The organism is Mucilaginibacter sp. A5337 (assembly GCF_059690695.1).
Map to the genome: position 1 here is coordinate 1 of NZ_JCAWEC010000025.1, position 729 is coordinate 729.

1 pseudogene is annotated in these 729 nt (G+C 40.5%); it reads right to left on the reverse strand.

From position 1 onward, the window contains the following. Positions 1–459 (reverse strand): annotated as a pseudogene (locus AC59JO_RS29545) (BamA/TamA family outer membrane protein); the annotation flags it as partial. Positions 460–729: the final 270 nt, after the last annotated feature.

The window sequence follows — 729 nt, forward strand, 5'->3', positions numbered from 1 at the left end:
ATCATTCCTGCTGCCCAAGCCCCAGGTATATTGCGGATATCTCAGGAATCGGATATCCCCTTGTATATTCCAGCTATTATCCCTTAACCAGATGCTGGAACGGAGTGGTAAACCAAACCTGCTGTGCAGGTTCCAGTATGGTGCAAAATTAGCACTGGAAAGATTAGTCGTGCTTTGAGGGCCGAGGTAAGTGCCTGCAGTGGTACTGGTAATCAAAGCCCGGCCGGCTCCGCCCGGCACAGAACCCGGAATGGGAAGGATCGAAAAGTATATTTTCTTTTCCCGCTGTACTCTTGGTTTTTGTGGAGCTATATGAAACAGGTCCTTAGCAATGTCAATCAGGTCGGTTTGCCTGGAAGTATCTTTAACAGCGCTTTGTTTAGGGATTGTATTGGATGCATCCTGTCCGAATGTAATTGCAGGAACCAGGCAAAAACAGATTGTAAATATTCTAAGCATTATCATATTTAATTTAACGTCACACATCACTTTACCCCTCAGCGATATCAAATATTAAATTATCGCACATTACAATATAATGATTACCGAACAATCTGTAATTGATGAATTACCCTTAACATCAAGAATGAACAACAGTATCTCAGGATGCTGAACGGATTAATCTGATTTGGGATGTTAAAGCTAATACGTGAATAGCTTTCAATTTTAGTAAGGATGTATAAATAAGCAACCATATACCTTACATTATGTTTCTCATATTGCCATTTT